Source organism: Rhodococcus antarcticus, from assembly GCF_026153295.1.
Classification (GTDB): Bacteria; Actinomycetota; Actinomycetes; order Mycobacteriales; family Mycobacteriaceae; genus Rhodococcus_D; species Rhodococcus_D antarcticus.
Genome location: NZ_CP110615.1, coordinates 3,167,151 through 3,191,921, shown reverse-complemented (window position 1 = coordinate 3,191,921; position 24,771 = coordinate 3,167,151). Strand labels below are relative to the sequence as shown.

At 65.6% G+C, this 24,771-nt stretch carries 15 protein-coding genes, 1 tRNA gene and 2 pseudogenes; 11 read left to right on the top strand and 7 right to left on the bottom strand.

What is annotated here, in order from left to right; all coding sequences use genetic code 11:
- Nucleotides 1-25 precede the first annotated feature (25 nt).
- The 3 genes from RHODO2019_RS15545 to RHODO2019_RS15535 all read left to right on the top strand — a co-directional run bounded on the left by RHODO2019_RS15545 (nt 26) and on the right by RHODO2019_RS15535 (nt 1,192).
- Nucleotides 26-559 (top strand): tRNA adenosine deaminase-associated protein, encoded by a 534-nt coding sequence (locus tag RHODO2019_RS15545; RefSeq protein ID WP_265382631.1) that lies wholly within the window; start codon nt 26-28, stop codon nt 557-559.
- 52 nt (nt 560-611) lie between these two features.
- A complete protein-coding gene (locus RHODO2019_RS15540; protein WP_265384816.1) occupies nt 612-1,061 on the top strand; it encodes a nucleoside deaminase in 450 nt (149 codons plus the stop codon).
- Between the two features lie 41 nt (nt 1,062-1,102).
- Nucleotides 1,103-1,192 (top strand) — tRNA-Ser (locus RHODO2019_RS15535).
- A gap of 243 nt (nt 1,193-1,435) precedes the next feature.
- Here RHODO2019_RS15535 and RHODO2019_RS15530 read toward each other — a convergent pair.
- The 3 genes from RHODO2019_RS15530 to RHODO2019_RS15520 are packed head-to-tail and all read right to left on the bottom strand — an operon-like array spanning nt 1,436 to nt 4,467.
- A complete protein-coding gene (locus tag RHODO2019_RS15530) occupies nt 1,436-2,269 on the bottom strand; it encodes a hypothetical protein (protein WP_265382630.1) in 834 nt (277 codons plus the stop codon).
- Nucleotides 2,270-2,302: 33 nt separating this feature from the next.
- A complete protein-coding gene (locus RHODO2019_RS15525) occupies nt 2,303-3,466 on the bottom strand; it encodes a hypothetical protein (RefSeq protein WP_265382629.1) in 1,164 nt (387 codons plus the stop codon).
- Nucleotides 3,463-4,467: a site-specific integrase gene (locus RHODO2019_RS15520; protein WP_265382628.1), complete on the bottom strand. Its 1,005-nt coding sequence runs from the start codon at nt 4,465-4,467 to the stop codon at nt 3,463-3,465. The genes RHODO2019_RS15525 and RHODO2019_RS15520 overlap by 4 nt, the downstream gene beginning before the upstream one ends.
- 524 nt (nt 4,468-4,991) lie before the next feature.
- On the opposite strand from RHODO2019_RS15520, the gene RHODO2019_RS15515 reads away from it, so the two are divergent.
- Nucleotides 4,992-5,459, top strand: coding sequence for a hypothetical protein (locus RHODO2019_RS15515; protein ID WP_265382627.1), 468 nt, complete (start codon nt 4,992-4,994; stop codon nt 5,457-5,459).
- 826 nt (nt 5,460-6,285) lie between these two features.
- On the opposite strand, the gene RHODO2019_RS15510 is transcribed toward RHODO2019_RS15515, so the two are convergent.
- Nucleotides 6,286-7,101 (bottom strand): protein NO VEIN domain-containing protein, encoded by an 816-nt coding sequence (locus RHODO2019_RS15510; protein WP_265382626.1) that lies wholly within the window; start codon nt 7,099-7,101, stop codon nt 6,286-6,288.
- A 201-nt stretch (nt 7,102-7,302) separates the two neighbouring features.
- Between RHODO2019_RS15510 and RHODO2019_RS15505 the strand changes: the two genes are divergently transcribed.
- From RHODO2019_RS15505 to RHODO2019_RS15490, 5 genes and pseudogenes are all read left to right on the top strand, one after another.
- Nucleotides 7,303-9,327 (top strand): type I restriction-modification system subunit M, encoded by a 2,025-nt coding sequence (locus RHODO2019_RS15505; protein WP_265382625.1) that lies wholly within the window; start codon nt 7,303-7,305, stop codon nt 9,325-9,327.
- On the top strand, nt 9,324-10,592 hold the full coding sequence (locus RHODO2019_RS15500) for a restriction endonuclease subunit S (protein ID WP_265382624.1): 1,269 nt from the start codon (nt 9,324-9,326) through the stop codon (nt 10,590-10,592). The genes RHODO2019_RS15505 and RHODO2019_RS15500 overlap by 4 nt, the downstream gene beginning before the upstream one ends.
- Nucleotides 10,592-13,798, top strand: a complete 3,207-nt coding sequence (locus RHODO2019_RS15495; protein ID WP_265382623.1) for a type I restriction endonuclease subunit R — start codon at nt 10,592-10,594, stop codon at nt 13,796-13,798. Before RHODO2019_RS15500 ends, RHODO2019_RS15495 begins: the two co-directional genes overlap by 1 nt.
- Before the next feature lie 715 nt (nt 13,799-14,513).
- Nucleotides 14,514-14,702 (top strand): annotated as a pseudogene (locus tag RHODO2019_RS19380) (hypothetical protein); the annotation flags it as partial.
- A gap of 219 nt (nt 14,703-14,921) precedes the next feature.
- A complete protein-coding gene (locus tag RHODO2019_RS15490) occupies nt 14,922-16,271 on the top strand; it encodes a hypothetical protein (RefSeq protein ID WP_265382622.1) in 1,350 nt (449 codons plus the stop codon).
- Nucleotides 16,272-16,510: 239 nt separating this feature from the next.
- On the opposite strand, the gene RHODO2019_RS15485 is transcribed toward RHODO2019_RS15490, so the two are convergent.
- The 3 genes and pseudogenes from RHODO2019_RS15485 to RHODO2019_RS15475 all read right to left on the bottom strand — a co-directional run bounded on the left by RHODO2019_RS15485 (nt 16,511) and on the right by RHODO2019_RS15475 (nt 20,767).
- Nucleotides 16,511-17,944: a restriction system modified-DNA reader domain-containing protein gene (locus RHODO2019_RS15485; RefSeq protein ID WP_265382621.1), complete on the bottom strand. Its 1,434-nt coding sequence runs from the start codon at nt 17,942-17,944 to the stop codon at nt 16,511-16,513.
- A 154-nt stretch (nt 17,945-18,098) separates the two neighbouring features.
- A pseudogene (locus RHODO2019_RS15480) lies at nt 18,099-19,508 on the bottom strand (IS3 family transposase).
- A gap of 50 nt (nt 19,509-19,558) precedes the next feature.
- A complete protein-coding gene (locus tag RHODO2019_RS15475; protein WP_265382620.1) occupies nt 19,559-20,767 on the bottom strand; it encodes a restriction system modified-DNA reader domain-containing protein in 1,209 nt (402 codons plus the stop codon).
- A 138-nt stretch (nt 20,768-20,905) separates the two neighbouring features.
- Here RHODO2019_RS15475 and RHODO2019_RS15470 point away from each other — a divergent pair, with 138 nt between their 5' ends.
- Together RHODO2019_RS15470 and RHODO2019_RS15465 are read left to right on the top strand one after the other, a co-directional pair.
- Nucleotides 20,906-21,571: a hypothetical protein gene (locus tag RHODO2019_RS15470; protein WP_265382619.1), complete on the top strand. Its 666-nt coding sequence runs from the start codon at nt 20,906-20,908 to the stop codon at nt 21,569-21,571.
- 356 nt (nt 21,572-21,927) lie between these two features.
- Entirely contained in the window at nt 21,928-24,753 is a 2,826-nt protein-coding gene (locus tag RHODO2019_RS15465; protein WP_265382618.1) for a sensor domain-containing protein, read from the top strand.
- The last annotated feature ends 18 nt before the right edge of the window (nt 24,754-24,771 follow it).

Here is a 24,771-nt window from a genome sequence, read left to right as displayed (position 1 = left end):
ACCCGACCCGGTTAGCGTGGCCCCCATGGCCACGCAACGCGCTCGGGACAACGGCGCGCAGGACGACGACGACCTCGACGGGTTCGCCGTCGCCGTCGTCCGCGAGGAGGGTCGCTGGACGTGCCGGCCGATGAAGCCTGCCGCCCTGACCAGCCTCGCCGCCGCCGTCACCGAGCTCAAGGAGCTGCGCAGCGCCGGGGCTGCGTTCGGCCTGCTCGACGTGGACGAGGAGTTCTTCCTGCTGCTGCGCCCGGGCCCGCGGGGGATCTCCCTGCTGCTGAGCGACGCCACGGCGGCGATCGACTACGACATCGCCGCCGAGGCCCTGGACGCCCTGCACGTGGAGGTCCCCGACCTCGACCCCGACGAGCTCGAGGACACCGAGCCGTGGGCCGAGGGCGACCTGACCCTGCTGGACGACCTCGGGCTGTCCGAGCCGGTGCTCGGGATCATCCTCGGCGAGACCGACCTCTACCCCGACGAGCAGCTGACCATGATCGCCGAGCGCTGCGGGTTCGCCGACGAGCTCGCCGCCGCGGTGGACGCCTTCCACGGCTGAGCCGGTGCCCACCGCCGACGCCCCCCGCTCCGGGGACACCCCCCGCGCCGCGCTGGCCGACACCGTCCTCGTGCGCGCCGCGCTGGCGGTGGCCGCCACCACCAACCCGGCCGACGTCCCGGTCGGGGCGCTGGTCTACGGCCCGGACGGCACCGAGCTGGCCCGGGCCACCAACGCCCGCGAGGCGACCGGGGACCCCACCGCGCACGCCGAGGTGCTCGCCCTCCGGGCGGCCGCGCGCGCGCACGGGGACGGCTGGCGGCTGACGGGCTGCACCCTCGTCGTCACGCTGGAGCCGTGCACCATGTGCGCGGGTGCGGCCGTGCTCGCCCGCGTCGACCGGATCGTCTTCGGGGCCTGGGAGCCGAGGACCGGTGCGGTGGGCTCGCTGTGGGACGTGGTCCGCGACCGCCGGCTCACCCACCGGCCGCAGGTGCGCGGGGGCGTCCTGCGGGACGAGTGCGCCGCCGTGCTCGAGGCGTTCTTCTCGACCCACCGCTGACCTGGCGAGGTCGGCCCCCGAGGTCCGGTACTCTGCTCCGCGGTAGCGTGTCCGAGCGGCCTAAGGAGCACGCCTCGAAAGCGTGTGAGGGATAAAACCCTCCGTGGGTTCAAATCCCACCGCTACCGCCACGGGCTCCCGACGAAATAGGCGGGGAACGCCGACGAAAAAGTTTCTTGACCGTTGTCCACCCTTTTTTGAGGGGTGGGCAACGGTTTTTTCCGTAGTTGAGGGCCCGATCGAGACGTTTACGTTTGTTTACGCGGTTGTGCGAATGCTGAAGAACGAGAAATGGCCCAGCGTCCCGTTTTTGGGATCACTAGGCCAACTCGGTAGAGAATGGTGTGGGGAGAGAGTGGCGCAGGTTTGGACGGCTACTTTTCGGGTTCAGGTATTTCTACTTCGGTTTCACCGATGCCCGGCGGCATGTTCGTTGTTGCGTGGTCATCTGTCCGGAGGATCTTCGGGACGTACTGGTCGCCCTTTTCGTCGCGCCGCGCGTTGACCAGGAAGGTCTTGATTCGGCGGGTCGCTACGGCGGCGAGCAGGATGGAGGCGAAGAGTTGCTGTGCTGCGAGGCCCCGGACGCGTCGCCGTGAGGGTGCGTCGAAAGCCTCCTGGGCCTTGTCCTTGACGGACCCGTGGACGCCTTCCTGCCCCTGTCGGAGCGCGTTGTAAACCCGTGCTTGCTGTACGGATCCGTACTGCAGGGGCTGCCGGAACTTTGCCCCGTCGGCGGCGGTCACCGTGACGGTGTCCTTCGTGCACACGGCGGGCGCCTTACCGTTGGTGAGGACCTTGCGGTGGCGGATGACAGGCCGGGTGTCGGCGATGCTGCCGTCGTCCTGCTTTATCGGTCGGGGCGCCTGGGAGGTCGGCTTGAGCGCGCAGATAGCGACAGGGTTGGTCCCCGATGCCGGGCAACCCAGCCGCTCCTGGGTGATGGTGGTGGCCTTCTGCTTCTGCCGCATTCGGAACTGGACGCGTCGCTTGATCGTTTCGGTGTAGGTCTTCAGGTCGATCTTCTTTGTCCTGAGGTCCTCGGTGAGGGTGTCGAGGCTGTCCGGCATGCAGGGCCCGTAGTAGGCCCCGTCGACGAGGCGCATCCCGGAGTCATGCGCGTGCTGGTCGCCGCTCTGGTCCTTTCCGTACGCGAGGACGAGACCGAAGCCCATCTCGCGGGCGGGGATCTGAAAGTTCTCTGCCACCAGGTTGGTGTACAGGCGGTCGCCAGCCAGGTATCAGAGGTTGTGCTGGCTGGTGTCGATGGTTGCGAACATCCTGCGAGCCGCGGCCCCGGGCTTTTCGCCGGGGCGGTCAGCCGTCATCCGGAAGGGGATGGACGGGTAATACGAGCGGTCGGGGTGTGAAGAGTCGGCGGCGACCATGAGGTGGACGTCGAGGCCGTAGATCAACTTTTCTGTGGTGCGCTTGAAGCGGTCCCTGGTCTCGTTAGGGTCGCGGTGATCAGCCTTGCGGGAGTAGTAGCCGCCGCACGGGTCCGCGGAGGTCTCGGTGTTGTGGACACCGCGGCCCCGCGCGAAGAGTTCCATCGGTGTGGCGTCGATCCCGAAGTCCTCACCCAGGGCGCGGCGACGCTGCTGGACACTGTCGGGGAGTTGGCCGCTGACCGTCTCCAGCAGCCGGTTGACGACCCACGTGAGCGACGACATGCGCCGGTACTGCTCCTCGGCGGGGAGCGGCTTGCGCAGGGCTTCGGCTTCGGCCCAATCCATATTGCGGTTGCGTGGGATGGTCTCGGGGTCGATGCACTCAAGCATGCGGCGGAACGCCCGCCGGACGAGGGCGTGGTTGCGCTCGTCCCAGGCAAGTTGGTCCTGGAAGCGGGCGGGCTGGTCCCGGTTGGGCACGTCGAGGAGCCGACGTCCAGTCGGTGTGATTCGGGCGAACAGGGTGTCGCGAACGTCGGTCATATTCATCGAACGCTGGTTCAGGGCGTTCAAGAAGAGCGCCACCAGCAGCGCCCGGCTGGGGAGGAGCGCCCGGCGCCCGCGCGCGTCCTTCAGACGTGCGTACTCCTTGTCCAGGTGAGTGCAGATCGCCGAGTGCCCAATTACCCGGTAGGCGTAGTCCGTCCACTTGTCGTTGTAGGAGGGAGTGCCGTTCGGGATTTCGGGTAGGGCGATGTCCGTCGACAGGGGCACGACCGGGAGGTTGCGCGCGACCTGGTCGACGGTCCCCGTGAGGAACACATCCCGTGAATTCACGGCCGTCCGAGGCAGTGAATAGGGCGGCTTTTTGGTCTCCTCCACCGACGGCACCTGAACCGTCTGCTCCACCGACGGCACCTGAACCGTCGCCTTCGTGGGCGCGGTTGCGGCTTTCCGGGCGGCGTTCCGCGCGGCAGTAGCGACAGCGTGGCGCGGGACCTGCTTGTTGCTCATGCGACGCCACCACGAAGGGTTTGGGCGCGTTGAGCCGGGTCCGGGGTTGGGACGAACACGAGGTACGCCTCGATCGCCTCGATCGACTTCACCCCGTACGCCGCCATGAGGATCGGCAGGGGCGTGCCCGCGGTGAGGTGCGCGACGAGCCACGTCACCCGCAGCGTCTGCGGGGAGAACCACACCGGCGGACGGTTGGCGTGCTGGACGTCGGCCGTGGCGGCCTGCACGTTCCGAGCAGACAAGGGCACGGTGTGGCAGGGGCGGAACAGGGTGTGCGCAGGCGACAACGAGCCGCTGACCAGGGCGATGAGTCGGGGCTCCCACACCGCGCGACACGTCACGACCCGTGTCCCCGTGATCGTGTTCTGAGGGTCCCGCTTGACGACGGAGACATGCGCTCCGTGCTCGTCGATCAGGACATCACCTGCCGTGATCCCCGCGATCTCCGCGGACGTCAGCCCGCACCCCAGCCCCAGAACGAGAGCAGCGGCCATCTTCTCGCGCTGCATGCTGGTCTTGGCACCCTGAGCCCACACCCACAACGTCGCCACGTCATAGTCGGAGATCGGCTCCACCGGCAGGTTGTTCTGCCGAAGGCCGATCGCGGTCGCCGTCGGGACGACCCCGGCTTGGGCGTTCGCTATCAGGTCGATCCGGGACCTGTAGTTCCGGCGGGTCCCGTCGGTGTAATCGCCGCACCCCAGGTGCAGGAACCGCCGCCGCGTTTGCGCGGACAGCAGGTGCTCCGCCACGACGTCCTCACCGACAGTCCGCGCCCACTCCACGAGCCGACCCGTCACCGCGAGGCTGAACGACACCCAGGCGCGGGTCACGGGCTGCGGTGCGCACACCAACGCATCGAGGACAATCTGCTGTACTACGAACGCAGACTGAGGGTCGAGAACAGGGCTGCTGCCCTTGTAGGTTCGTATGCGATCAAGCGCCTTCTGCATCGCGACGGCGCAGTCCGGGTCGAACGGCACACCCTTCTTCGCCATCAGAACCCACCACGCAGGAAGGGGGAGCCGATGAGGACAACGTCGCCGGTTCGCGCACTCGTGCTCGGCCCACCACTGCGACGGCCAGATACGGTATTCCTCCAGGACAGCCGGGTCGCCAGGGGGACACTCAGCCACGACCCGGCCTCCCCCTGCTCCCCGCCCCCAGGCATGCCGACAACACCCGACGGCAGGGAGGCGCGCCGCGGCGACGAGGTGGTGGCAGCGCTCGACCACAGGGGCGGGTCTGCCTCAGCCCCGCACGACGCGGAGCAGGTGTCAGTACCGCGAGCCGTACTGCCGACAGGGAAAGTCGGGCGGGTCGCAGTCATCGGTAGTCGTTCGGCCGGTGTGTTCACGAGGGACGTCATTGGCGGGGTCAAGCACCCACCTGCAGACGTTCGGACAGACTGTCCGAACCTTCCCTTTGCATCACCTCCCGCGCGGCTAGTTACTGTGGACTACTGGCATATGCTAGGGCCAATGGGGACGCTGGTACACCCCGGACAATGTGTCCGACGATCATGAGTGATCTGGGCGGGGAACCCGGTCCACCCGTCTTGTGGCGCCGCTACGACGACCTTCGGACCGTTGACCCGCGGTACTGGCCCGAGCCCATCGGTCCGCTCTCGATGGAACGCGTCCCTCTCGACCCAGGGGAACGGGAACCGCGCCGCCACCCCCACTCGCTCGCATCCTGGTGCCTCACCTGCCAGCGGAACGTCGACGGGAACACCCCCCTGTGCGACCAGTGCGCCGCACAGTTCGACAACATCCGGCGACGACGTCAGCGCTACGTGGGTGCCACCCGGATCCAGGTGGACGCAGCCGACCTACGCGAACTACACGAACTGGAGACCGTGCTCTTCGAAGCCCTGATGAAACTCACTGCTGCCTACGCGGTCGGTGGCGAGACGCCTGACATGGTGGCGAGGCTGGCAGAGAAGATCGGGCCGTTCGTCGAGGTCCTGAACCGACTCCCGCGCCCCTGACCGTGCTTAACGCCACGTGACCCTCGTCCGCGAGCAGCCTCACCCGAGGCGGGCGTCGTCGGATCGGCGGAGTTCCGGGGTTGACTGCTCCAACCACAGTCCGCAGCAGCGAACGCCGAGGGGGACACGGTCGAGCAGGTCGGGACCGTTCACCTGTCCGGGTCGGTGTCCTGCTCGTGCGGCTTGTCAGCCCTCGGCCTCAGACCCCGCAGCCTCGCGACCGCGATGTGCGCCCGCAACCCGGGTGGTACTGAGTGCCTGGTCGCGAGGAGCCCGAAGGTCAGGTGCGGCGGCGTTGCCCCGGCAAGCCGTCCGACACCGTGTGGACAGACTGCTGGCTATCTGGAATGCACCCATCGCAGCGAGTGCGCCGGGGCGTGGACATCGGCCGTTGGAATGTTTGCCGGCAGGTGCTGCAGACAGCGCTCTCTGAGGGCTCTCGGACAAGCGGTTGCGGCCTAGCGGAGGCGACGGCATGAAGATGCGCCCGACGGCGGTAATCCATCAGTGGTAACAGCGTCTCGCGAAGCCACCGTCGAACATCTGGCTCTTGTTCGGTCGTGTACATCTCGCGAACAAATCTCCCAGCCGCTTTTCAATCTTCCGCGGCCATCAATGCACTGACATGTTCCGACTCCTTCGGCCTGGCGTGCTGGAAATCTACCTCCGCAGTGTGCACGACCAGGGGAATCAAGGAAACAAGTTCCTCCCTCGTTATCATTTCTGGCGAGACTGCCCGTACCGTGGTTCGGGAAGCCCTCGTACTCAACCCCCCGAGGTACGGGGGCTTCGTCGCACCCAGGTGACGTCGCGGGACGGGGTACCGCTACGAGGCCGGCAAGTCCCAGCGGTACCCGATCGCCGTGAGGTCCTCGTCTTGTGGGGCGAAAGGCAACACCGAGAATGTTCCGCTGGTGGGATCCACGTTGCCGTCCCGGTTCAACACGATGTCGGAGAGCACCCCCAGGACGCACTGGCCAGGGTATCGACGTGCGTGGGCAACCTCGCCAGCCGAGATCAGCACAGCGCCCCCGGAAGTCTGGGTGCCTTTTGCTTCCAGGTAGACCACCTCCCCCGCCCGCCTCGCCACCGCGTCGTAGGGGTTCCCGTAGCGGGTGTCGGTGACTGTCCAGCCGTCGGCGCGGTACTCGGCCATGAGCCGGTTCTGCGCCGCATCCTCGACCTGCTTGCGACGCACGGGGTCGGACTGCCACCCCTGAGACGACCCGGTGGAACCACTCCTGCCCGCCAGGACTTCGAGCCCGTCCACGCCGTAATCGCCGTCGACGAGGTACTTCGTCCCACGGTCCCGTGGGACCGCCGCGCCGTGCAGCGCGTCGTACGCACTATCCCCTGGCCCGAGGACGTCACCGATCAGGGCCTTCTTCACGGTGCCCCGCGGCAGATCCGCGGACGGCTCCCAACCCGTCAGCGCGACAACCACCACGACTCGACCGCGGTAGGAGAGGGTGGCGTACCGCTCCGCCTCAACCTTCGCAGCCTCCAGGCTGTGCTGGCCGCGGTTCTGCGCCCACAGGTCAACATCGCTGCGGGACTCGTCGTACCCGTACCAACTGCGGCCAAGAGAATCCGTCTCGGGTTCGATGTACTGGACGTCGACAAGCCGGAGGTTCAGGACCATGGGCGCAGTGTTACCGGGTCGCGGCCTGCGGGCGAGGTGAGGGGGTCCACGAACTCCCGTAGCCAGCACAAGGAGCGCGCCTGACCCCAGAACGGTCCGCGAACACCGCGCCTCAAGCAAGATGGGCGCACAGCATCCGCGGCGCGGGACCACGCGGTCCGGCCGCAGCGCACACAGATCATCTGAGGGGAACAGTGCACCATGAGCAGCCTGGGCAACTTCGTGTGGGGCATCGCCGACCAACTCCGCGGCGTCTACAAGCCGCACCAGTACGGCAGCATCATCCTGCCGATGACCATCCTTCGGCGCTTGGACGCGGTGATGGAGCCGTCACGCGACACCATGCGTGACCTGGCCGGAAAGTACGACAACCCGAACCTTCTGGCGTCCAGGGTCCGCAAGGAGTGCGGACTTAGTTTCCACAACACGAGCGAGTTCGACCTAGCCCGAATCGTCGCCGACCCCGACAGCGTCGCCTCAAACCTCGTCGACTACATCAGCCGGTTCTCGCCCAACATCGACGTCTTCGAGCGCTTCAAGTTCGAGGCCGAGATCGCCACGCTGGCTGAAAAGAGCCGTCTCCTGCTGGTCGTCCGCCAGTTCGCCGAGGTCGACCTGCACCCCGACACCGTCTCGAACGCGGAGATGGGCGACCTCTTCGAAGAACTCATTCGCAAGTTCGCCGAGGCATCCAACGAGGAGGCAGGCGAACACTTCACGCCGCGAGACGCTATCCGTCTCATCGTCGACCTCCTCTTCGCCGAGGACGACAAAGCACTGGAGACCGGCGCCATTGTGCGCACCGTCTACGACCCCACCGCGGGTACCGGCGGCATGCTCTCGGTAGCCGAGGAGCGCTTGCTGGAGATGAACCCGCAGGCACGGTTGGTCATGTTCGGCCAAGAGATCAACGACCAGTCCTACGCCATCTGTAAGTCGGACATGATCGCCAAGGGTCAGGACGCCACCAACATTCGCCTCGGCGATACATTGGCGGATGACATGTTCGCGGGGAAGACCTTTGACTACTGCATGTCCAACCCGCCCTATGGCGTGGACTGGAAAGCCTCGACCGAGGCTATCACCGCCGAGCGTGCCGCCACCGGCGTCCACGGCCGCTTCGCCCCCGGGCTGCCGAAGATCGGCGACGGGCAGATGCTCTTCCTGACGCACCTGGCACACAAGATGCGCCCCGTGCACGAAGGCGGGGGCCGGGCTGGGATCGTGCTCAACGGCTCTCCACTATTTAACGGCGGTGCAGAGTCCGGCGAGTCCGAGATCCGTCGCTACCTGCTCGAGAACGACCTCGTCGACGCCATCGTGGCCCTGCCGACGAACATGTTCTACAACACCGGCATCTCGACTTACATCTGGATCCTCGACAACGCCAAGCGCCCCACGCGGGTCGGCAAGGTCCAGTTGATCGACGGCTCCGGCTTCTTCACCAAGATGCGCAAGAACCTCGGCGACAAGAGCCGCGAGGTCACCGAGGCTGACCGGAAGAGAATCGCGGAGTTCTACAGAGACTTCGATGATCAGAAGCGAGAGGCAGCGGAACATAGTCGAGTCTTCTTCACCACCGATTTCGGCTACTGGACGGTGACCGTGGAACGCCCGCTGCGGCTCAACTTCGAAGTCAGTCCCGAGCGCATTGAAGTTGCCGTGGCTCTTGCGGAGGAGGCTAAGGGGCCACTCGCGACTACTGACGCCGCTCGGCTGCGCGGCGTGCTGGAGGACCTCGGAACCGAGACCGGCGCCAAGCGCTACGTAGACCGCGCGGTCTTCCTCGGGGTCCTGAAGGCTTGCCTGAAGAACGCCGGACTGGTCTTGGGCGCACCAGCCTCTAAGGCGCTCTGGCTCGCCTTGTCGGAGCGCGACGAGACCGCCGAAATCTGTCTCGATGCCAAGGGCAAGGCGGAGCCCGATACCTCGTTGCGCGACACCGAAAACATCCCGTTCGGCTGGGCCCCGCCGGGGAAGACGGGGAACTCGCGTCACGGCGAGGACCACCGCGACGAGGTCATCAAGGCCTACTACGACTACGAGGTGAAGCCGCACGTACCGGACACCTGGATCGACCACGCCAAGACCAAGACCGGCTACGAGGTCCCCTTCCACAGGCACTTCTACAAGTACGTTCCGCCCCGTCCGCTGGAGGAGATCGACACGGATTTAGACGTACTCGTGAAAGAGATCCTGGTGCTGTTGCAGGAGGTGGAGGCGTGATCTACTCGCGACTGCCGATAAGGCGTCTCGGGTCCGTCTTCCTTGGGAAGATGATCCAGCCCGAGTTGAAGTCGATCGGCGACGTCCGAGCACCCTATCTACGCGCGGCGCACGTTCAGCCGCTTGGAAGGCTCATCGACGTCGATGACAAGACGATGTGGTTTGACCCCCAGGAACTGCGTCTACACGATCTGCGCGATGGCGACGTGGTCATCGTCGAGGGCGGTGCTGGCTATGGGCGATCTGCAGTGATCACGGGCGACCACGATGGTTGGGGTTTCCAGAACTCTATTATTCGGGTGCGCCCTCGTCACAATCGCGCAGACGGCCGGTTTGTAAACTACGCACTTCAGTCCGCGCTGGCGTTGCGGCAGATCGAGGTTGCCTGCTTCATTTCGACCATTCCCCACTTCACCGCCGACAAGGTAGGAGCGTTCTCGATTCCAGCGCCACCCCTCCCCGCGCAGAGCGCGATTGCCGAGTACCTCGACCGCGAGACCGCTAAGATCGACGCGCTCATCAGCAAACAGCGGCGGCTCATCGCGACGCTGCGGGAGCGGCGCGCGGCGGTGGTTGGACGGGCCATTGGTCCGGAGACAGGTGGCCTGCGGAGCCTCGGTGGTCTATCGGTCGGCGGAATAGCCAGCGGAGTCGACTTTTCGGCCGACGAAGGCCAGGTCGGTTGGCCGCGCTATATCCGTACAACCGACGTGTCCGGAATGGCCTCGCTCCACATCCACACACTGCGCCGAATCACTGTCGAACAAGCCGGCGACTCCCTCGTGCGACGTAACGATATTCTGTTCACGCGGTCCGGATCGCTGGGGACAAACTACCTCCATGAGTCCGACGAGGTGATGGCTTTCGCGGGCTACATGGTGCGCTTCAGAACTCGCACCGATCTGTGTGTGCCGCGCTACGTGGCTTGGTGGTCACAATCTAGGCATCACCAGGATCAGATTGCCCTCGGTGCTTCTCGGTCAACTATCGACAACTTCAGTGGGAGCAAGTTCCGCACTATGAAGATTCCCCTCCCGCCCCTGACCGAGCAGCGTCGAATTGCCGACCACCTCGACGAGCAGACAGCCAAGATCGACACCCTGATCGCCAAGGCGGAACGCTTCATCGAGGTATCCCAGGAACGCCGGTCGGCGCTCATCACGGCGGCCGTGACCGGTCAGATCGACGTACGGAAGCACGAGGGTTCGGCTGGGGCACTGTCCTCCTCGAAGACGCCCGCCGACTGGGAAGCGCAGTACGCCTGATGGCCGACTACAACGAGAAGCCCTTCGAAACCGAAATATGCGAGCATCTGGCCGCCAATGGGTGGTTCTATTCGACTCACTCCAAGGGTTACGACAGGGAGCGGGCGCTCTTCCCCGAGGACGTTTTCGGTTGGCTTTCCGACACCCAGCCGGACTCACTGGCGAAGGTCGTCAAGGCCGGGTCGCCGGATGAGTCAAAGCAAAGGTCGTACCTGCTCGATCGACTCGTCAAGGTGCTCGACACTCCGGTCACCAATGGGGGTGGCACCCTGAATGTGCTGCGCAACGGCTTCAAGCAGGTGTCAGCCAAGTTCGAAATGGCGCAGTTCAAGCCGGAGACCACACTCAACGCGACCGACGTGGATCGCTACGCCAAGATGCGGGTGCGCGTCGTTCGGCAGGTCTACTTCTCGACCGCTGACAAGCGCTCGGTCGACCTTGCGCTGTTCGTGAACGGGCTGCCAGTGGCGACGCTGGAGTTAAAGACGGACTTCACGCAGTCGGTCAATGAGGCCATCGCGCAGTACAAGACGCGTCTTCCTAGGGACCCGGGCGGGGGCGAGCAGCCGCTGTTCGCGTCAGGTCGCCGGGCGTTGGTGCACTTCGCGGTGTCCAATGACGAGGTCTGGATGACGACCAAGTTGGACGGACCGAAGACGCGGTTCTTGCCGTTCAACGTGGGCTTCGACGGCGGTGCTGGCAACCCGCCCGCCGCCGACGGGAAGTCGTCGAGCGCCTACCTGTGGGGGCGGGTACTGCACCGCGATTCGCTGCTCGACATCCTGGGCAAGTTCATGCACACCGAGACCACCACCTCCTACGACCCGATCACCGGGAAGCCCTCGACACGTACGGCGCTGTTGTTCCCGCGCTACCACCAGTGGGACGCGGTCACCTCTCTCGCGAGCGCCGCGCGGATCGAAGGACCCGGGCACCGTTACCTCGTGCAGCACTCAGCCGGGTCTGGCAAGACCAACTCGATCGCCTGGGCCGCCCACCGGCTCGCCCGGCTACACGATGCGAACAACAAGAAGGTCTTCGACTCCGTCATCGTCGTCACCGACCGCAACGTCCTCGACGCTCAGTTGCAAGATGCCATCCGCCAGATCGACGGCGGTACAGGCGTGGTCGTCGCGATCGACGAGGACGCCGTCAGCAAGGCCGCATCGACGAGCAAGGGCGACATCACGTCCAAGTCCGGACTGCTCGCCAAGTCGCTGCTCGACGGACGGCTCATCATCGTGGTGACCATCCAGACGTTCCCCTACGCCATGGACACGATTAGCAAGACCAAGGGCCTTGCCCACAAGAAGTTCGCCGTCATCGCCGACGAGGCGCACTCCTCCCAGACCGGCTCCACGGCGAACCGACTGAAGGAAGTCCTCTCAGCCGAAGAACTAGCCTCCCTGGCCGACGGGGGCGAGATTGACACCGAGGCCGTCCTCGCCGCTGAGGCCACCGCGCGCGCCAGCAGCGAACACATCTCCTACTTCGCGTTCACCGCTACACCCAAGGCCAAGACGCTGGAGTTGTTCGGACGCAAGCCGGGCGGCACCCACGGCGAGGATGCCCTGCCCGCGCCGTTCCACGTCTACACGATGAAGCAGGCCATCGAGGAGAAGTACATCCTCGACGTGCTGCCCGGCTACCAGACCTACAAGACCGCGTTCCAGATCGCCGTGAACGCCACCAACGGCAAGGTCACCGCCGCCGGGAACGGGCAAGAGCCCCAGCCGGACACCGACCTCGTGGACGAGTCCTCAGCGGTCAAGGGACTGATGAAGTGGGTGAAGTTGCACCCCACGAATATCAGCCAGAAGGTCCGCATCATCGTCGAGCACTTCCGCTCCAACGTGGAAGACCTGCTGGAAGGCCATGCCAAGGCCATGGTCGTGACCGACTCCCGCAAGGCCGCGGTGCGCTACAAGATTGCAATCGACAAGTACATCGCGGACCACGGCTACGCCATGAAGACCCTGGTGGCGTTCTCAGGCGAGGTCGAGGACATCGGATCCGGTCCTGACAAGTTCACCGAGTCGAACATGAACCCTGGTCTTGGCGGGCAGGACCTCCGCTCGGCCTTCGCTGGCGACGACTACAAGGTCATGCTCGTGGCCAACAAGTTCCAGACGGGCTTCGACCAGCCGCTGCTGTGCGCGATGTACGTCGACAAGCAACTCTCCGGGGTCACGGCGGTGCAGACGCTGTCCCGCCTCAATCGCGTGTACACGACGCCGAACGGGGTCGACAAGACGCAGCCGTTCATCCTCGACTTCGTCAACGATCCCGAGGAGGTCCGCAAGGCCTTCGAGCCGTACTACACCGACGCGTTCCTGGAGACGGCCACCGACCCGAACCTGGTTCACGACCTGTCTGCCAAGTTGGACCAAGCGCAGATTTTCACCGACGACGAGGTCGACGCGGTTGTCGACATCTGGGTGAAGGGCGGCAAGGGCGCGCACAACGCACTCACCGCCGGTATGGCCCCAGCGAAGCAGAGGTTCAAGACGGCGTACATGTCGGCCCTCACGGCCAACGGCGGTAGTGGTGACAAGGCGGCGGTCGACGTTCTTGACATGTTCCGCAAGGACGTGGCCACCTTCGTGCGGCTCTACGACTTCATGAGCCAGATCGTCGACTACGCGGACGTGGAACTGGAGAAGCGTTCGATTTTTCTCCGACTATTGGAGCGGCTCATCCGCGACACCAACTGGTCCAGCGCCATAGATCTCGGCGACGTCACGCTGCTCAACGTCAAGCAGGTCGACACGGGCAAGCACAACCTAAGCCTGGGCGACAAGAAGGGCCTCACCGGCCTCACCGCGGCAGGATCGGGAACGAAAACCGAGCCGACCATGGTCGCCTTCGCTGAGGTCATCGACCGGCTCAACGACCAGTTCGGGGACGAAGAGTTCAGCGCGGGGCAGAAGACCTCGTTCGTCGAGATGGCCCTCAACATGATGCTGGAGAACGAGGTCCTATTTACGCAGGCCGCTGCCAACACGTCGACGCAGTTTGCGGAGAGCCCCGACATCAAGCCCGAGTTGCTGACCTCCGTCGCCGACGGCTCCGGCGCACAGCAGAAGATCACCGACTTCTTCTTCAGCGACAGCCCCAACGCAGACAAGGTCATCGTGAGCCTGGCCGCCCTTTACCATGCAACCGTCCAGGAACGGGTGGGGGAAGGGGTAGGGCATGGTCGATGATTGTTTTCCGAACTGGGATACTCTAGTGCTCCGATGACTTGTTGTATTTCGCCTCCTCACGTTTAAGGACTTCCTGTTTGAGTCGGATGAGACAACTGCAGGTTGCCCGGAGATCACAGCAGGGTTCGTGAATCAGTACGTGTAGTTCATGATGGCATCTCAGGCGGAAAGCGGGCCCTGGGTCTTCGTCAGCGCTTAAAGGGCCCGCAGTGAAACGGGCACCTGGCCAGGCGGTTGTTAGTGTTCGCATTAGTGGAATACTGACCGCTCCGTGCCTGTGGTCCGGTTCGGCCGTAATCATTCTAATGCCGATTGAATACCGGCCGTCATCGTTTTCGATCAAGATGCTTACGTGACCGACCGGCCGAGTGCCAAGTGTCGCTTCGACGATTTGGGTCAGGTGCGGTCCCTGTGGGCATATCGGACCCCATCGAAAGTGCAGATTTGGATTGCTAGGCATTCAAGTATTATGACACAAGAGCGCGAGTTATTGGCCCGGGTGCTACCCGCGCGCAGGTTGCAGAGTGCGGTGTGCGAGTATTGTTTGCAAGCGTCAGGTCGCTCAAGGTGACGTTATATACCGATTCCCCGTAACGTTGAAAGTGTAGGACCCATGCTTGACGGGCTTGCTGTCGAGTGAGCACCGTGCAGGCAGGCGACCTATGCGGCCGGGGACCGGTCGTCACTTCTCCGCAAATATGAGAGCGGGCACTGCATGGGCGTACATGATGACGACGATGAGGTTCCCACGCGTCCGACAGACATACGTCAAAAGTCAGACGTACGAGTCGTTTGCGTTGAACTGACCTCTTTTCGAGGTGTTCCGGGCAATATTGAGGTTTCTTTCGAGGGGTCCCGGGGGCCAACATCCACACTGATCTTCGGTGAGAATGGCTCGGGTAAGTCCAGCATCGTGGATGCTATCGAATGGGCTTGTCAAGCACGCATCGGTCGTGCTCCTGTGGGCGCCGCCCCGGGTAGTCCGAACGCAGTGAACCTTTATTCGTCCCTCGGGCGGGCCACCGTTGAGGCGGTTCTGACTTCAGGTATTCACCTACGACGACGTACAGACGGGGATGGGGTACGAGGCGACCCTGTACCAGAGTGCTTCTGGCGGGTACCGATGTCGCTGAAGCGAGCCGACATTCTAACGTTCCTCAGTACTGTTCCAAGTTCGCGTGGCAAGGTCTTTCTGGATCACACTCTGGAGTCGCATCCGTCAGAGCAGGCCGTAGCAAATCAGCAACATTTTCTCCACGAGGCGGTGCTCGATGCGAAGCGGGATACGCGTAGGATTGCTGGGGTGTTGGCGACCGAACTTAGTCAGGACGCGCCGAAATCGTTTGACCAGATTCAAGCGCTTATTGCGGAACATATTTACAAGGGTTTGCCGGCCGAACTATGGGATCGTGTGCGGATTCCGCGTGAATATGAGCAGCACTTACGCGATATCCGAAGTGCGCAAGATCGCGTGGCAGCGTTGATAGCCCAGGTCAACGCTACTCATAAGCGCGAGACCCGCTCGCTGAGTACCCGCGTCCGAGCCACACACCAGATTCTTGGCGACGTTAGCGACTGGCTCACGCGAGCGTTTCATGACGTGACCCAAGCCGAACATGTCTCGCATATCGAGGCGACGTTTGGCCAGTCGAGCGATATCAGCATTGACATCTGGGTATATTTCGACACCGGGGCCAGAGGTACGCCTCAACAAGTCTTTAGCGAAGGTTACCAGGATCTCATCGCGCTGCTCTACTTTCTTGCCGTCATGCGTGCGGCGGGTGAGCGCGGACAAGCGCGAGTCCTGATTCTTGACGATGTTCTTCAAAGCGTTGACGCGGAGATTCGAGTCGCTCTAATGTACTTCATCGCTGAAGAGTTCAAAGAATGGCAACTGTTCATCACGGTGCACGACAGGCTCTGGCGGAATCAACTACGCGACGTGTTTCAACGCGTCGAGCATCCGCTTGCGGATATAGAGATTCGGGGTTGGAAATTCAGCGAGGGGCCCCGCATCAGCACTAGCATTTCGGCTGATCCTGCACTACCACTGTGGAAGGCGCTTGAAGGGGAAGACCCGCATACAGTCTGCGGGGTAGCGGGGCGCGTTTTGGAACAAGTAAGCGACCGTCTCAGTTGGACGATCCCGATCAGTGTTCAGCGGAAGCGAGGGGACGCCTACACCTTGTATGACCTCTGGCCCGGGTCCCTAAAGGAACTAAAGCGGACGTCGGCCGGTGGCACAGTCATGGAGATTGATAAGTTTATCCACCTGCGAAACATGGCAGGAGCACACTACAACGAGTGGGCCGGCAATGTGCCCTGGTCCGACGTCGAACGGTTCGCGTGGGCGGTCTGCGATCTCGTGAGCAAAGTGTTCTGCGGTACATGTAACGGTTGGATCGAGCGACGCGCAAGGCACACATACTCTTGCCGATGTGGGCATACCACAATCGGACCGGTTTCCTATTGAGTTAGTACTGATTGCAGACTAGCGTCCCAACTCACGTTTACAAGATACTTGCTCGGGGCCAGGTAAGGCAACTCGCCAGTTATTGACGCAAGTCTGACCCATAAGCCGTTGGCCCTTCGAAGGTGCGGCCATCTACTGTGCAGAAGACGATGGAGCCCGACCTCGATCACCGTTGGGTGACGTTCTTAGTGTCTAGCGGCCGACTCTCGACCTTGACTCCTCATCGCAAGCGTGTACTCTTACCCCATTTTCTTTGCCCGCTTAATCTTGGTTCGATCGGTGCGGAGAGTCTTAATCTCTCTCCCGCTTGGAAGGTGCCAGAAGGTCCATCCGTTCACCTGGGAGTCAGAGACGGAGAGAGCGAGTGCGGTCATCGACTTGTACGTCTGACCGTTGCGGGTCAGTCGTCCGTCGCGTTCCACCATGGCGTGGAAGCGCTTGCCCTTGTACCGCGCGTGCAGGGGTGTCCCGCCCTTCAGCAGGCCGCTTCCCATGAGCAGCAGCACTTCCGGGTCGAGGGTGTCGGGTGGGTCGAGGCGGGAGACGGTGTCTCGTCGGCTCAGCAGGGGACGTGAAGGCGTCGTGTGTGGCGGCGATGCGTTCTTGCGTGCGGCCGTGGGGTTCGGCGGGGCGCTAGGACCTGTGTAGGCCGGGAAGACCGTGGACTTGCGTTCGGTGAAATAGGACCGTGGCCCAGCGTCCGGTGCTGCGTCGCCGTCCTCGGCGAGGGGTATTCGTGCGCGCAGGGTGTCCAACGTCGTTCGGTGGCCGGTCGCGTGGACCACGCACCACCAGGTCCAGCCGTTAATGTCGTTGTCCAGGAGGGCGCCCGCGGCTGCGGAGGGTCCGTCATACCGCCGGGTGCGCACGATGAGAGTCCCGTCGGCGTTGACGGTGGCACCGACCTGTTCGCGGTGCGGTGCCGTTGGGTGCAGCACCTCGCCTGGTTTCAACTCGCCTGCCGCGAGGAGGTGGCTGAGGGTGACGTTCCGACGAACCCGTGGCTGCGGCAGCGGTGCAGGCTCACTCGCAGGGGGCTGGGGGATGTTGAGGGATGGTGGCCTGATCTTCGGAGGGATGCTCGGGGCAGGGGCAGGGGCAGGGGCAGGGGCAGGGGCAGGAGCGGTGCGCACCTCCAAGGGAGTCGACGGTGCTGCTGCCCGGTGCTCAACGTCGACCCCAAACGTGCGGAGCACCGCCAGCACAGAACCGAGGACGTGTTCGGTGTCCCTCCGAAGTCGGATGTCCACAGGGGCGTCGGGCGAGGGTGGCGAGAAGGTGCTGCTCAAGATCACCGACGGTGTTGCAGACAGGCACTGGCGAAGTTGCTGTTCGAGCAGTTCCGTCTGGGCCGCGGTGAAACCTCGTGCCGTGCGCCGCACCACCACCGAGTGTTTCCAGGTAGTCGACGCGGGCAGGCCCGTGCGGACGGTGACCCGGAGGTTGGTGCTTCGGCCCACGCGGATGCCGGTCCGGTCGTCAGTCTGCAGGGCCTTGAGCAGCAGATAGCAGCCTTGTGTCGACCACTCCGGTCCGAGGTTCTGGAGGCTGGTGCGGGTGGCGACGGCGATTTCTAGCGGTGCTGTTCCGAACTGGATGATGGTGGGGACGCCTGCGTTCGTGGGCAGGAACCATTGGGTTTCGGTTCCCATCCCGGGCCGTCTGCCGCTCATGGCCGCATCGTGCCTCAGTGCACCACTCGGCGACAGCAAAGCAAGCGAACTCCTCGGATGCGCTAGATGGTGTCGTTCGACTAGTCGCGGAGGTCGCCGAGCGTGCGACCGTTCGTCGTTCGGAAGTTGTCAAGGTGGTTGAGGCCAGTGGGAGTTATGCGGCTGCGGTGACGGTCTCCTGTTGTTGATCTTCGGGGTGGTGGATCGGGTGGTTGATCCAGGCGGCCTGGGGTAGGTCGAGGATCCTTGGGTTGATGCTGCTGGTGAACCTGTTCGGGGTGGCAACGCGGGCGGCAGCGAGGGTTCGTCGTCGGCGTTGGTCGGTGTCGGCGGCGAGGCCGTAGTGCACGTTGGCGGGGGTGTGCAGACCAATACCGCTGTGGTGGTGGTCGTGGTTGTAGTGCTGCACGAACTCGTCGAAGAACGTGCGCGCGTGCTGCAGCGACCCGAACCGGTCGGGGAACACCGGGGCGTATTTGAGGGTCTTGAACCAGGCCTCGGAGAATGGGTTGTCATTGGATACCCGTGGGCGGGAGTGCGAGCGGGTCACGCCGAGATCAGAGAGCAAAGCGGTCACGGTCTTCGATGTCATCGAGGTACCCCCGGTCGGCGTGCACGACCTGTGGGGTGCCGTGGATGGTGAAGGTGCGGCGCATCATCTCCTCGGCCAGCACGGCGGATTCGGTTGGGTGAACGCACGCGCCGACGATGTAGCGGGAGTAGATGTCGATCATCACGTAGGCGTCGAAGTAGGCGCCCTTGACTGGGCCCCGCAGCTTGGTGATGTCCCAGGTGAACACCTGGCCCGGGCCGGTCGCAACCAGCTCCGGGCGCACCCGGGCCGGGTGCCGCGCCAACCTGCGTCGGTCGGTGACTTGGGCGTTCGCAGCCAGCACCCGGTACATGGTCGACACCGAACACAGGTACCGGCCCGCCTCCAGCAGCGCCGCGTAGACCTGTACCGGGGTGCGGTCGACGAACTCAGAGCTGTTGAGCACGGCCAGCACCTGCGCACGCTCACCGTCGGTGAGCCGGTTCGCTGGCAGTGGCCGCGAGAACCGACGTGGCGACGACGCTGCCACTCGCCCCGCGGTGGCCCGCGCCACCCCGGTCAGCCCGGCTGCGGCCCGGGTTGTGACACCGGCAGCGGTCAACGAGCGGTAAGCGTTCATCAGCGCCGCTTGGGCTGCGGGTCCTCCTGCGCGCTCTCGGAGATCTCCTCCAAGAGCGCGTGTGCTTTTCCCATGATGTCCAAGGCCACCTCCGTCCGCGCCAGACGCCGCTCGGCCTTCCCCAACTGCGCCCGCAGCCGGGCGATCTCGAGCTGCTCCACGGTCAGCCGGCCGACCTTGCTGCTGGCGGGGCGGCCCTCCAGCACCCCGGCGTCGCGCAGCTTGCGCCACTCGGTGACCTGCGAGGAGTACAGCCCTTCCCGGCGCAGATACGCCCCACCTTGGGAGGCCTGGCAGGCCTGGTCGTAGGCCGCCAGGTGCTGCAGCTTCTCCGCCGCGGCAAACGTTCGGCGCCGCGATGGGCCACCAGCCCGCGGCCCGGAACCACTCATCAACCCATCATCAACGACAGGGACAGACAGCATCGAACTCGACATGATCATCACCCTGAATCTCGCCCTGCCCAAGCGGACTTGCTCCGAGCCACTGGCCTCAACTCACCCTGACAGGCAGGGGTTCGCCAGAAGCGCCATCCGTTCACGTTGTTGCTCGTGATGGATACGGCCGCCGCGGTCGGTGTCGGGTAATCGACGCCGTTGAGGCGAAGGTGGCCCTCCTGAGTGATGGTGGCGCGGTACTCAGTGGACTTGTACCGCACGACGACAACCTCCCCTTGCGACAGTGCGCCCGTTGCCAGGAGAGCCGACACCGTCGTGGGTGTCGTGGTCACGGGCCGCGGTGCAGGTGGAGTGACTGAGGTTGTGGGACTCAGGGCTGTCGGGGTCGCGTCGGGCCGCGGCGCTCCAGCATCGTCGAGGCGCGGGTTGCTCAGTAGTGCCCTCAGGACACTCAGCGGAGTGACGCTCCCGGAATCGGTAGACACGCCCCAGAACGTCCAGCCGTTGACGCTGTGCCCGACGACAGCCCGTGCCGCTGCCGACAACGATGCGAACACATCACAGTCCATCATCACAGCACCATCGGCGCGGACCTCAGCGTGGGGGCCGTCAGAAGAGGAGACGGGGTGGAGTTGGGCACCCACTTGCAGATGCCCTGCCGCGATCAGTTCCACCAAAGTTCCGTCCGGCCTGACGGGTGGCTGCCGTCCATGAAGAGGCGAGGATGGCGTGGCTTGCCGTGCGCGGCTGTCCGGATTGAGCCCCAGCACCCGGAGCAGGCCCAGGACCGGCTCGATCACGGCCTCTAGTTGGGTGCGGTGCCACTGCGGGAGCGTCTCGTCGCTGGGCCGGTTCCCGTTGCCCAGTGAGATGAGGTCTGCCGCCTGCAGGACGTCGTACAAGCGGCCCTCAAGCCACCCGGCCTCCGCGGAGTTAAAACCTTGGTAGGGCCGCCGAACGAGCACCGCACGCTGCCACTGCTCGCGGCCACGTATGTGTTGTCGGACTCGCGTGGTCAGACCGCCCGTTGCCTTGCCGACGTACACGCCGGTTCTGCCGTCGCTGTCGGTGGGATCCAGCAGGAGGTACGCCCCGGGCGCAGCCCACGCAATGTCGAGGTTGTGGATGCTCAAGCGCGTCACCACCGCGAAGTCCAAGTTGGCACCCGGTACTTCGACGAGCACTGCGCCCGCGCTGTCGGGGGGCATGAAGCACGTCGCGCCCATGCCGTGCCCGTTCGATGCCCCCGTCACGCGACGCAGTCTGCCTGACCACCAACAACAGGCAGGCAAGTCGGCACGAGGACCGCCTGGCCTCCGCCAGATCGAGGAGCGCACAGGCTGTTCTCCGCAACTGCAACGCCACGACGTCCCCACCGCGACACTCACGACATGAACGGTGAGCCTCCGACCGCGCCCGACATCGCGGGAACGCTTCACGCGTCAACACTCATGCGGACCCTGGGTCGCGTGCGGCCGCTGTTCCACTCCGAAGCCGACTTCCAGTTCGCCTTCGCCCAAGCCGTCGTAGCCGCCGACCCAACTCTCGAGGTCCGCCTGGAGGTCCGGCAGTCAGCGGAGCGTGCCGAGTACGTCGACCTCGCGTGCTGGTCGCCCAACGGCACGCACACCCTCATCGAGTTCAAGTACGCCACAGCGGGGTGGGACGGCACCGACTCCCACGGTGAGGCGTTCACCGTGCGCCACCACGGCGCATACGACCTCACCCGCCGCTACTACATCCACGACGTGCACCGACTTGAGAGATTCACAGCAGCGAAGCCCCGCATCACCGGACTCGCCATCCTGCTGACGAACGAGCCGAGCCTGTGGAACAACACCGGCCGCCCCGGCGCGCGCGACGCCAACTTTCGACTCCACGAGGGGCGGACCCTCGGTGGCCATCTTGTCTGGGGCACAGGTACCACACCGAAGTACGACCAAGACCTCACCGGCACCTACTCAACCCAGTGGCAGGACTACTCAATGGTCGACGACGGACCACGGGGCCGGTTCCGCTGGCTCGGCCTCCACATCTCCCCAATATTGGCCACCTGAACCCGAGGCGCAGGTGCCCCTGACGCGCGGAGAGCCCTCCCGAGGCGCGGTCGCCATCACGTGCTCCGCTCTGACCGCCGCGCGACTCCGTGACCTGCATGAGCGCCGCAGCCACGGGGAATGGCGGCTGGAGTCACGGGGAATGGGAAAACCCCAGGTCAGTGGCATGGGGTCTGACCTGGGGCAAAGTATTTTCGTCGGGAGCCCGCCACTCCTGCTCACCGGAACCCCCGCGACGCGTGTGCGTCCGGGGGTTTCGTGCGGATGGAGGTGGCCCGCCCGGTGCCGGGTTGCTGGCGCGCGCAGCGCGCGGAACCGTCATGCTGGCGGGCACGCCGGGACGAGGGGAGCGCGACGTGGCCGGACAGGGCGCGGACAGCACGGTCAGCGTGTCGCCGGACCGGGTGCTCGACGGCGTCCCCGCGGCCGTGGTCAGCACCGACGTCGGTGGTGTCGTCCTCTCGTGGAACCGGGGCGCGGAACGGCTGTACGGGTGGACGGCCGCCGAGGCGGTGGGCCGCGGGGTCGACGAGCTCACGCTGCCGAACGGGTGGGAGCCGTCGGCGGTCCGCGACTCCCTGGCGAGCGGCCGGTCGTGGTCGGGGGCGTTCACCGCGCGCCACCGCGACGGCCACTCCTTCCGGGCGTCCGTCACCACCACCCCGGTCCACGACGACCAGGGCGCGGTCCTCGCCCTGGTGGGCGTCTCGACACGGGCCGTCGAGGAACCCCCGCTCGACCGGGTGCAGCGCGAGCTCGCCGCCATCGTCGACTCCTCGGTGGACGCGATCGTCGGGGTCGACGTGGAGGGCGTCATCACCAGCTGGAACCCCGCCGCGACGACCCTCTTCGGGTGGACGGCGGCCGAGGTGGTCGGCACGTCGATCCTGGCCCTGCTCCCCACGGTCCAGGCCCAGCGGCTCCGCGGGCTGTTCGCCGAGCTCGTGGTGGGTGCGGTCGTCCCCGACCGGGAGACCACCGGCTGGCGCAAGGACGGTTCCAGCTTCGCCGTCGACGTCCGGCTCTCGCCGTTGCGGGACCGCGGGGGTGACGTGGTGGGGTACTCCGGGCTGTGCCGGGACATCTCCGAGCGGTCCGAGCTGCGCCGGGTGGCCGAGGCGGAGCGGGCCCGGCTGCGGGCCGCCCAGGCGCTGGCGCACGTGGGCAGCTGCGAGCTCGACCTGGCGACCGGCGCCACCGCCTGGTCGGACGAGTCCTGGCGGATGCTGGGCGTGCCGCCCGAGCCGGGCGCGAGCTTCGACCGCTTCGTCGACGCGGTGCACCCCGAGGACCGTGCGCAGGTGCGGGGAGCGGTCGAGCTGATGAGCTCCGGCCACGCCCCGGAGGCCCAGGAGTACCGCGTGGTGCGGCCGGACGGGGAGGTCCGCTGGATCCGGGAGGTCTTCGCCGTCGACCACGACACGACCGGTCGCGCCGCCACCGTGCTGGGGACCAAGCTCGACATCACCGACATCCGGGCCGCCGTGGAGGGCCGCACCGCGGCGGAGGGCATCCTGCGCCAGGGCTTCGAGCACTCCGCCATCGGGATGCTCGTGTCCGACCGCCACGGGCGCACCACCACCGTCAACGCCGCGTACCTCGAGATCGCCGGGCGCACCGAGGCCGAGCTGCTCGGCGCCCAGAGCTCGAGCTGGGTCCACCCGGAGGACGCGGAGACGGCGGCGAGACCCCGCGCCGCCATGCTCCGGGGGGAGCTCGACACCTACTCCCACGAGCACCGCGTCGTGCGCCCGGACGGCACCGTGCGCTGGGTGCGCAAGACGGTCTCGCTCATCCGGGGCTCCGACGGCGAGCCGGCGTTCTTCCTCGGCCAGGTCCAGGACGTCACCGACCAGAAGCAGGTGGAGTCCGAGCTCGCGCACCAGGCCTTCCACGACCCGCTGACCGCGCTGCCCAACCGCGCCCTGCTCACCGACCGTGTCGTCCAGGCCCTCGCCCGCCGGTCCGCCGGTGCGGTCACGGCACTGTTCCTCGACGTCGACCAGTTCAAGGTGGTCAACGACAGCATCGGGCACGCCGCCGGCGACGAGCTGCTGGTCCTGGTCGCGCAGCGCCTGCAGTCGGTGGTCCGGCCGGGGGACACCCTGGCCCGCTTCGGGGGCGACGAGTTCGTCATCGTCTGCGACGGGTTGGCCGAGGCCGACGTCGAGCTGCTGGGGGTGCGGGTGGCCGAGGCGGTCCGGGCGCCGTTCGCGCTGGACGGCCGCGAGGTGACGGTGACCGTGAGCGGCGGGATCGCCACGTCCGGTGCAGGTTGCGACGCCGAGTCCCTGCTGCGCAACGCCGACGCCGCCATGTACCAGGCGAAGGCGCGCGGCCGGAACTGCGTGGTGGTCTTCGACGACGCGATGCACCACCAGGCCACCGAGCGGCTCGACACCGAGCTGCAGCTCCGCCACGCCCTCGGCCGGGGCGAGCTGGTGGTCCACTACCAGCCGGTGCTGGAGCTGCCCAGCGGCCGGGTCGCCGGGGTGGAGGCCCTCGTGCGGTGGCAGCACCCCGTGCGGGGACTGCTGACGCCGTCCGCCTTCATGGAGCTCGCGGAGTCGACCGGTCTGGTGGTGAGCATCGGGGAGTGGGTGCTCGAGACGGCCCTGGCCCAGGTGCAGCGCTGGCGGACGAGCCTGCCGGGTGGTGCGGAGCTCACGGTGGCCGTGAACCTATCGGCCCGCCAGGTCGCGGCGCCGGACCTGACCGGTCTCGTCCGGCGGGTGCTGGACAGCAGCGGCATCGACCCGGCGGCCGTGCACCTGGAGATGACCGAGTCGGTGGTGATGAACGACGGAGCCGTCTACGTCGACGTCCTCACCGAGCTGCGCGCCCTGGGTGTGGGCCTCTCGGTCGACGACTTCGGTACCGGCTACTCCTCGCTGAGCTACCTCAAGCGGCTGCCGGTGGACACCCTGAAGGTCGACCGCTCCTTCGTCGACGGCCTCGGTGGCAGCGACCCGCACGACCGGTCCATCGTCGTCGCCGTGCTGAGCCTCGCCTCGGCGCTGGGCCTGCAGGTGGTGGCCGAGGGGGTGGAGACCGACGCGCAGCTCCGCGAGCTGGTCGCCCTGGGTGTGCGCAGCGCCCAGGGGTACCTGTGGAAGCGCCCGGTCGCGGCCGCCGAGCTCGGGCCCTGGCTGGTGGAGCGGACCCAGCGCACGGGGCGGTGAGCGCGCACGACAAGAGCC